Source organism: Sphingobium indicum BiD32 (genome assembly GCF_000382885.1).
GTDB classification, from domain to species: domain Bacteria; phylum Pseudomonadota; class Alphaproteobacteria; order Sphingomonadales; family Sphingomonadaceae; genus Sphingobium; species Sphingobium japonicum_C.
Window position 1 is genome coordinate 1 of the sequence record NZ_CAVK010000209.1, and the last position, 7461, is coordinate 7461.

The 7461-nt window shown below is 57.6% G+C and carries 7 protein-coding genes and 1 pseudogene; 1 reads left to right on the plus strand and 7 read right to left on the minus strand.

The annotated features are described in order from the left end of the window. Positions 1 to 879, plus strand: a pseudogene (locus EBBID32_RS23775) (IS630 family transposase); the annotation flags it as partial. A gap of 451 nt (positions 880 to 1330) precedes the next feature. On the opposite strand, the gene EBBID32_RS19450 reads toward EBBID32_RS23775, so the two are convergent. From EBBID32_RS19450 to EBBID32_RS19480, 7 genes are all read right to left on the minus strand, one after another. Then, a complete protein-coding gene (locus EBBID32_RS19450; RefSeq protein WP_037491970.1) occupies positions 1331 to 2077 on the minus strand; it encodes a carboxymuconolactone decarboxylase family protein in 747 nt (248 codons plus the stop codon). 34 nt (positions 2078 to 2111) lie between these two features. After that, positions 2112 to 2594, minus strand: coding sequence for a cupin domain-containing protein (locus tag EBBID32_RS24275; protein WP_156022623.1), 483 nt, complete (start codon positions 2592 to 2594; stop codon positions 2112 to 2114). A gap of 190 nt (positions 2595 to 2784) precedes the next feature. Beyond that, positions 2785 to 4119 (minus strand): acetyl-CoA hydrolase/transferase family protein, encoded by a 1335-nt coding sequence (locus tag EBBID32_RS19460; RefSeq protein ID WP_006964466.1) that lies wholly within the window; start codon positions 4117 to 4119, stop codon positions 2785 to 2787. A 44-nt stretch (positions 4120 to 4163) separates the two neighbouring features. Then, positions 4164 to 4934, minus strand: coding sequence for an enoyl-CoA hydratase/isomerase family protein (locus EBBID32_RS19465; RefSeq protein WP_051093388.1), 771 nt, complete (start codon positions 4932 to 4934; stop codon positions 4164 to 4166). Positions 4935 to 4972: 38 nt separating this feature from the next. Beyond that, a complete protein-coding gene (locus tag EBBID32_RS19470; RefSeq protein ID WP_037491973.1) occupies positions 4973 to 5407 on the minus strand; it encodes a Zn-ribbon domain-containing OB-fold protein in 435 nt (144 codons plus the stop codon). After that, the gene (locus tag EBBID32_RS19475; RefSeq protein WP_006964471.1) at positions 5404 to 6633 is read right to left on the minus strand and encodes a thiolase C-terminal domain-containing protein; all 1230 of its coding nucleotides are present in this window, start codon (positions 6631 to 6633) and stop codon (positions 5404 to 5406) included. The genes EBBID32_RS19470 and EBBID32_RS19475 overlap by 4 nt, the downstream gene beginning before the upstream one ends. 7 nt (positions 6634 to 6640) lie before the next feature. Then, positions 6641 to 7414 carry an enoyl-CoA hydratase/isomerase family protein gene (locus EBBID32_RS19480; RefSeq protein WP_006964473.1) on the minus strand — a complete coding sequence of 258 codons (774 nt, stop codon included), beginning with the start codon at positions 7412 to 7414 and terminating at the stop codon, positions 6641 to 6643. Positions 7415 to 7461: the final 47 nt, after the last annotated feature.

A 7461-nucleotide genomic window follows, 5' to 3' on the forward strand; every position in this document is an offset into this window, starting at 1 on the left:
TGCCGTGCTGCGGCGGCCCGATTTGGCGTTGCGCCTTCGACGGCAATCCGCCGGCAGGCGCAGCGGCGCACGACAGGTGAGGTTGCCCCGAAGCCGCAGGGCGGCGACATGCGCTCTCGCCGGGTCGAACAGCGAGCGGATGACATCCTCGGCATCTGGGAAGCTCGCAAGGACATCTCGCTTGTAGAACTGCGGTTGGCGCTGGCGGAAATGGGCCTGGCCGTCTCCGTCGCCGGGCTTCACCGCTTCTTTGCGCGCCGGGGCATGACGCGCAAAAAAAGACTGGCCATGCCATCGAGCAAGACCGGCCCGATATCCTGAGGCAGCGGCAGGCCTGGTTCGATGATCAGATCGATCTGGAACCGGAACGCCTCGTTCATCGACGAGACCTGGACCGCGACCAACATGACCCGCAGCCATGGCCGCTGCCCGAAAGGCGAGCGGCTGCGGATGGGCTTCCCGCACGGCCATCGCAAAACCACAACGCTGGTCGCCGGTCTGCGAATGACCGGCATGGTTGCGCCGATGGTGCTGGACGGACCGATCAACGGCGACTGGTTCGAAGCCTATGTCACCCAGGTGCTGTTGCCCGAACTGCGCCCCGGCGACGTCGTTATCATGGACAACCTGTCGAGCCACAAGCGTGCGTCGGTGCGTGACAAGATCGAGGCCGCAGGCGCAACTCTGCGCTTCCTCCCTCCCTACAGCCCCGACTTCAATCCGATCGAAAAGGCGTTCTCGCGCCTCAAGGCCATGCTCCGTAAGATCGGGGAGCGAACCGTCAGTGGCCTCTGGGACCTGATCGGCAGACTCGTCGACATCTTCCAGCCCAACGAATGCGCCAATTACTTCAGTTCGTGCGGTTATGACCCGGAATGATCGAAAAACGCTCTAAAACGTGTAAAAATTTTACGGAGATTGTAATAATAAACTGAACGCTTCGAAAAACTCATGGCGTTTGACGCTACCGCGTGATTCACTCCCTGGGCACCTCCATTAACCTCGGGCTGGCGAACGCTTGGGTTCGGAAGGCGTGAACATTGCCGAATCAGAAGGTGAACGAACCGGAATCAAATCGCCCTTCGCCGGGATCGCAAGGTCCGAGCGGGAGGTTGATGGTGGTGCCCATCTGCGCCCAGCATCAACCGATCCACATGACCCCAAGGGGGGGCCTTTTGCGCGCCGATAGGGGGTCCCGATTGGACGCCGATTGACAATCACGGCCTTCGCTCATCGCGAAAGCCAATGAATCAGCTCAGGCCGCTACGCACCAGCGGTTCTTCGAGGCGTCCAGCTGGGTAGCGTTGTGAACCACTCTCTGGGCCTGGGCTCACTTCGAGGATGGCTTGACCCAAGCGCTGGCCCGGTTGTGGGGGTGCGGCTCAGCGGTGCCATCCAAGTATGCCTGGAGAACCTTCTCTCCGCGCTCAGTATTAGTGTCTCGCCCTTGAATCCGCCACATCGCCCGTACTCCGAGCATGCCACCGACGCGGTAACAGATATAGGAGGTGAACTCGATCGCCACCTTGCGGCCCATCCGCTCTGCAATTCCATCGAATAGTTCGGGAGAGAGTTTTCCTTGCACCGTCGCGCGAACGTATTCGGCAAGTTGCCTGTCAGCTGGTGCAAGCTCCTCGAAGCGCTCTTCGTAGATAGCCTTGATGTCGTTTGCGGAGAGTCCGACGCCTACGGCGTCCGCGACGTGGATGGGTGCGAGATATCGAGTACCCATCAGCCCCTTGAGCAGCATTCCAACCGTCAATTCGGCCAACTCTCGATCTCGATGGCTGAAGCTTCCCCGTAGTTCTGCAGGCTGGTAATAATCGCCGAAGTTCGACCATAGCTTGGCTACGCGGGGGCTTTGCAGCAATCCTTGAAAGTAAGGGGTGAGCCGGTATTCCTGTCCAGCATTCGCCGGAACCGATTCAAAAAAACGCTTCGACCTAGCGAACAATTCATCAAATATCGCAAGCTCTTCCTCGTCGAGCTCGTCTCGGCTGGGAAGCGGCATGCTGGATTTTTCGATTTCGGCCAACGTGAGGCCCGGGATCAGATCTTCGCCTTTGAGTTCAGACATGAAATAACTCCTGATAGATGCTTTTCTAAGTTCTTTAACTGTCGGTTCTATTCGCGCCGCAGAATACGAAGCCAAGAACGCAACGTGCATCGGTCGGGTTGTTCCAGGCGTGCATCGTACCGTTCTGAACGACCACGTCACCCCGCCGCAACCGTGCCGTGACGCCATCGGATTGCTCGAGATCAACCTCGCCTTCGATCACAAAAACGATGTCGATGGTGTCGTAGGAATGCATACTTGATGCATTCTCGTGAGCGCCAGCGAGCGGAAAGTGGGGGGGCAAAACCCAGAGTTCGACCTGCACTCCTCCAGGGCGTCCGGCGGGGATTTCGTTGACCTTGTAGGGACCGGGTTCGTATAACGGCAATTCCGGAAGTTCATTCCAACCCCAGATGATATGCCTAAGCATATCCCCCCCGAGACGCAGGGGTTCAACCTCCTCGAGGTGGGTATATACGCTCTTCCCGTTAGTGGACTGCCCCGTAATGACGCGTCTCGTTCCATCGGGTTCGGACATTCTTGATCGCCTCGTTATAAAAGATTGTCTTGACCATCGCTAGCAATTGCGGAAACCTATTTAGATCATCTGCTTCAGGTTTCATCTACGCCATCGCTTTATGCCCTTCTCGTACTTCTATCGATTGAAAGGGCCATACTGTTTCTGGCCCTTTTCTCTCGGGGAGTAGTGGAGAGGTTGGCCGCTACAGCTAGAGCAGCTTGGCTGCGGCTTGCCTCAGTTCAGGTCGATGGTCCGGATGAGCGATCTCGATCAAGGCTTCCGCTCTTTGACGCATAGTCTTCCCCAGCAACTCGGCGACGCCGAATTCCGTCACTACCGTATCTGCGAGATCCCAGGGAATTGTAACAACCTGACCTGCTGGAAACTCGGGCACGATCCGGGAGATGGTCCCCTTTGCTGCAGTCGACGGCAGAACGGTTATGGCGCGTCCGCCTCGCGAAAGGTAAGCGCCGGTGTGGTATGAAAGCTGTCCACCGGTCCCCGACCAAAGTGTTGGCCCCATACTGACGAGGTTGATCTGCCCCCGCAAGTCTATCGACAAACCATTGTTGATTGAGACCATATTTTCGTTTTGGCAGATCACGGCCGGATTAAGCATGTAATCGTAATCATAAAATTCGAAAAATGGATTATTATTTACATAATTGTATTCTTCAAGGCCGCCGGTAAGGCCTGTAGTTACGAATTTGTTTGGTCTTGCTGTGGCGTATTTGGAGGTTATCACTCCGTTTTCTACGAGGTCTATAAGTCCCGCGACAGACATCTCGGCGAAATATCCAAGATCTTGTTTATTGTCGAAGGCGCCCAATTGAGCAAGTGATCCCGACGTGCTGCCGGTTCCGATCTGCAGTGTATCCCGATCGCGGACGAGCCCCGATACGTGCTTCGCGATCGCAATCGTAGCATCTGTCGTTTTGTGCCGTGCTCGCGGAAGGAATGGTTCATGATCTTCAATGAAGTAATCGATCTGGGAAACATGGATCCAGGTGTCGCCGAAAGTGCGGGGAAGGTGGTCATTCACCGCAGCGACATTGATCTTCGAGTGCTTCATGGCAATTCGAAGATCCCAAAGCTCGGCGCCGACGCAGCAATAACCAGCCTCATTGGGCGGCGTCACCGTAAACCAGCAATGATCGAACGGCTCGCTTCCCGCACGCCCCTGATTCAGATGCCTGAAGGCATCACCAAATCCTACGACCGTAAAGTTGGTAATCCCTTCCGCAATGGCGGATCTGCTGGCCGGCGTTCCGAAACTCATATTTGCGCGAAAGACGTGGGCCCACGTGCCGTTCTGAAAACCATAATCGGTCCAGAGGCCGCCCAAGCTCCTGATCTCGACGTCGCTCAGTTCATCGGCCCGCCCGAGCAGCGAAGCCATGAGTGGTGCCGATTCATGAGAAGTGGCTACGTAGATCCGATCTCCGGACGAAACCTTGGCTGCCACCTCTTCCGGTGAAACCATGCGGCTCTGATAATGGTTGCGCCAATGCGATCCGCCTGCGCGGTTGGTTTCCCTGCCCATGTTTTCCTCTCTTTCAGTCCGTTGGAACAGAGTGTTCCTGACGGTCAACGTCCCTTGAATACCGGCGCGCGCTTTTCCTTGAAGGCCGCCATGCCTTCCTTGAAATCGTCCCATTCCTTCCAGCGTGAGCTCCGGAACAGGAGTTCGGAGTCCCGATAGGTTTGCGACTGGAAAACGGACATGCGCGCGGCCTGGATTGCCGACCGCACTGCCATCGGTGGATTAGCCAGGATTCGCTCCGCTAGCTTCTCCGCCGCAGGGAGCAGGTCGTCGTAGGTCGGAACCAGATGGTTGACCAATCCGAGGCGGTAGACGTCCTGGGCCGGAAACGGATCACCGGTCACGATCATTTCGGTGACCTTCTTCGAAGCCATCCACGGGGCAAGTTGCGCAGACAACGTGATAGCGGGCATCCCCCGCTTGGTCTCGACAATCGAGAACGTGGCATCCTCGGTGGCGATGATGATGTCGCATTCGGCTGCGAAAACCAGGCCGGCGCCGTAACAATAGCCATGAACGGCGGCGATAACGGGCTTCCAGTTGACTGGTGCGTCCAAATAGTAATGATCGACGCGCGAGGACGGAAGCCGAGCTTCCTTTCCTGTTTCTCGAATATCCGCCCCAGCGCAGAAGCAACTGCCGTTACCAGAGACGATGGCGAGCCAGAGGTCCGGATCTGAATCGAAATCGGCGAGAACTTCCTTCAATTCCTGCGACAAGCCTGCACTGATTGCATTCAGCGCTTCCGGCCGGTTGAATGTGATTCGGGCAATCCGACCGTCTTTTTCGTACGTAAGGTTCTTCCACTCGGGCATCATGTATTCCTCGCCGTAATGCAATCGCGTACAAACGCTCAGGTCGGATCTACCACGCGCCAGCGCAGGATGGTGTCTTCCGACGTCACGTCGTCGTACGACGCCACGACCGGAAGCCCCACCTTCAATTGGGCGTCGTCGAAATCGACCACGTTGCCATAGAGTTTGATGTCAGGCGCCTCGTCGAGAGCTACCATGACGATGTTATAGGGAACCGACCCGCGCCAGTTGGGCAGAGCCGTCTGGTGGACAACTATGTAGGAATAAAGCGTCCCTCGGCCATTCATGACCCGCCAGGCGATCGCTTCAGAGCCGCATTCGGGACAGACTCCGATCGGCGGATGGCGCAGTTTACCGCACGCGCCGCACTCCTGAATCGCCAGCTTGTGCTCCCGTAATGCATCCCAGAAAGGTTTGGTCAGGACGTCTGCCTGCGGGAGAAGGTACGGATACTCGTGTTCCGCCACAGTCATGACTCGTCCCTCTTGAGAATGATTGCGCTGGATCCCATCACGCTCACGTTGAGGGCGATCTTGGCATCACGGACCTGACGACATACCGCGCGGTCATATGTATGTTCGCCCATGTGCCAGTTCGGGCAGAGATCCTCGGTGTCACCCCTGAGCTGTTGCACGGCTTCGAGAACGTTGTTGAAGCCGTGACAATAGCCCTCGTTGATCAACCCGCCGTGGGTTTGGGTGGGGAGCTTTCCGTCGAGCGAGATCCGGCCATCCTTAATGAAGTCCTTGGCTTCGCCGCGCTTGCACCAGCCCATGTCCTCGATCATCCGCATCGGCATGTCCGTGAAAGCGTCGTAGCCTTCAAACAAGTCGATATCGTCCAAGGTCACGTCGGCGGCGCGCAGCAGGCGCGGTCCAAGGTGGATCAGGCTTGTGTCCTCGATGTTCGGGACCGGATTGGCACCGCCGCCGATGGCGGCCGAAATCAGAACCGGGCGCTTTCGCAGATCGCGAGCCCGCTCAGCCGTGGTCACGATCATTGCGCAGCCCACGTCTGTTTCCTGGCAACAGTCGAATAGGTGATAGGGGGCAGAGATCAGCCGCGAGGCCTGATGTTCCTCCACCGTAAGCGGCGCACGCATCATTGCGCGCGGATTCTTGACTGCATTCGAACGCGAATTGACCGCGAAATGTGCCAGATCGAGGCTGGTGACGCCGTACAGTTCCATATACCGGCGGACTTCGAAACCGTATTGTGAAGCTGCGCCCGCCACGCCATAGATGCTGCTGAACTGGGCCTCGCCGCCGACCCGGTTCTGCCCGCCCCCGGCGCCGGCACCCCAGTGGCCGATACGGACCCCGGAGCGCCCATTGAGCGCCCTGTACACCAGGACGTAGTTGGCAATGCCGTGATAAACCGCTTGAGCGGCCTGCATCACGGCGAACGAAGCATAATTCCCTCCGCCCACCAGATTCGAGGCGTAATTCACCGCTGGACATCCGAGCGCAGACAACACTTGGTTCGTCCGGACTGAATCGTCGAATATTTGGTACATTACCGCCCCGTCGATTTGCTTCGGGGCGAGGCCTGCATCCGCACAGGCCTCCCGCGCTGCCCGGACCGCAAGGGTTAGGACATCCACGCCTGAGTTCTTCGAAAATGCGCCCGGATTCTCAGCGCTGCGGCTGTAACCGATCCCGGCAATAGCGATCTTTTCACGGAAATCTTGTTCGGGCATGGTTGCGTTACCGGTTCTGAAAATTGGGGCGACGCTTTTGCGCGAAGGCCCGAGCACCTTCCAGGGCATCTTCCATCTGGCCCAGGCCCTTCTGGATGTGACCTGCAAGCTTCACTGCATTGGCGTGTTCCATGCCGTAGCAGCGGTAATAAGACTCAATGAAGGCGCGAACGGCAGCAGGACCGCATTCGAGGATTGCGTCGGCTACCTCGAGGGCCTTCTGCAACTCCTGGCCCTTCGGCACGACCCAATTCACAAAGCCCATTTCATAGGCTCGCTGCGCCGGGACAAGCCTCGGATAGATCGTCATTTCGATCGCGTGTCGCAAGCTGACATGTCGGATGATATCGATCTGGTCACCGCCGCCGATGTTCCACCGTGGTTCGGTGATGCCAAACTCGGCCGTATCGGCAGCAACACACAGATGGCACATCGTGGCCAGCCAACATCCCCCCGCCGCTGCTTGGCCATTTACCGCCGCAATGGTTGGCTTGAAGATTTCCAGATCGCCTGGGGACCAGCGGTCCGGCCACCATGGGCCTTCCGTTTCATCCTCTTCCAGCTTCTCACCAAACTCCTTGACGTCCATTCCAGCGCAGAAGGTCGGGCCATCGCCACCCCACAGGATAGCCACCCAGGCATCATCATCATGCTTGAAACGCAACCAGGCCTTCTGCAAATCGTGCATCAGGGCGCGGCTCATCGCATTCCGGCGTTCGGGACGGTTGAGCGTCATGATGACGACGTGACCGCGCTTCTCGTACAATAGATTCTCAGTCATGCAGTCGGCTCCAATTTAGATCACAATGTTGCGAAGGATGGAGGATT